The following is a 1,619-nucleotide window of genomic DNA, read 5'->3' as shown; positions in this document are numbered from 1 at the left end:
AGTGAAAAAGCAAGAGCTGATAGAGATTATAGTGGTGTCTCAAGTCTTCTGAATAGCTCAAAAGCTTGTCTAGAATCTCCTTATTTGTTAAGTGCATGCGAAAAGTAGGGCGATAAAAACGTTTATCGCTGAGTTTACGACTATCCTGTTGAATGAGCTTCCAGTAACGCTTGATAGCCTTGTATTCATGGGATTTTCGATGAAACTGATTCATGATTTGGACACGCACACGACTCATAGCACGGCTCATGTGTTGGACAATATGGAAACGATCCAACACGATTTTAGCGTTTGGAAAAAGCTGTTTAGCTAAGGCATAGTAGGGACTAAACATATCCATAGTAATGATTTTCACCTGACATCGGACTGCTCTATCGTAACGAAGAAAGTGATTTCGGATGACAGCCTGTGTTCTGCCCTCAAGAACAGTGATAATGTTGAGCTTGTCAAAATCTTGTGCAATAAAGCTCATCTTTCCCTTTGTAAAAGTGTACTCGTCCCAGGACATAATCTCAGGGAGGTAAGAAAAATCAGACTTAAAACGGAAGTCATTGAGCTTACGAATGACGGTTGAAGTTGAAATAGCCAGCTGATGAGCAATATCGGTCATAGAAGTCTTTTCAATCAGCTTTTGCGCAATCTTTTGGTTGATGATACGAGGAATTTGATGATTCTTCTTGACGAGAGAGGTTTCGGCGACCATCATTTTCGAGCAATGATAGCACTTGAATCGACGCTTTTTCAGGAGGATTCTAGTAGGCATACCAGTCATTTCGAGGTAAGGAATTTTCGACGGTTTTTGAAAGTCATATTTCTTCATTTGATGTCCACAATCAGGACAAGATGGGGCATTGTAATCCAGTTTAGCGATGATTTCCTTGAGTGTATCCTTATTGATGATGTCTAGAATATGGATATTAGGGTCTTTAATATCGAGTAGTTTTGTGATAAAATGTAATTGTTCCATATGAATCTTTCTAATGAGTTGTTTAGTCGCTTTTCATTATAGGTCCTATGGGACTTTTTTTCTACAACAAAATAGGCTCCATAAGATCCATAGGGAATTTACCCACTACAAATATTATAGAGCCAAAAAGTTGAGGGAACTCGAATTTATAGTGGATTGAACTTAGAGTAGTACAATATAGATTCTAAAACATTTTTAGAAATTAATTTGACTTTCCTAACCTCTTTGTTCACATCTTATTTCAATCAACTATAAATCAAAGATTTTGATATATAGAAAACAAAATACAAGTTCACCTATGTCAATGCTCTCCTAAAGGAAATGATTCAAATTTTCTGAAAATAAGAATGCAACAGTTACTTGAGTAATATGAAAAAATGTTTCAAAAAATGATATGTGCTTCATAAAAAAACAATTATTGTAAGAAAAAAATTAACCGAAACTCTGGGCAGACGAACGATTTAAAGGCCGCAAAGCTCTTCTCATAGAGCTGAAGGAAACATTACAAGACTTCTAAAAAAAAAATTAAAAAAAGGTGTTGACAAAGTAAGAAAAGTCGGTATAATAGTAAGAGTTGAAAATAACAACTCCGGTCCGTTGGTCAAGGGGTTAAGACACCGCCTTTTCACGGCGGTAACACGGGTTCGAATCC

Annotated in this window: 1 protein-coding gene; it reads right to left on the bottom strand. The window is 36.4% G+C overall.

Annotated elements, in window-relative coordinates:
* The coding region (locus QM917_RS10500) for an ISL3 family transposase (RefSeq protein ID WP_414285720.1) at positions 1-967 on the bottom strand (967 nt) is incomplete at its 3' end.
* Positions 968-1,619 lie beyond the last annotated feature (652 nt).

It is taken from the genome of Streptococcus infantis (genome assembly GCF_047460685.1).
Taxonomy (GTDB): Bacteria; Bacillota; Bacilli; order Lactobacillales; family Streptococcaceae; genus Streptococcus; species Streptococcus infantis_AD.
The sequence above is the reverse complement of the archived record's forward strand: the minus strand, read 5'-3'. Positions and strand labels throughout refer to the sequence as shown.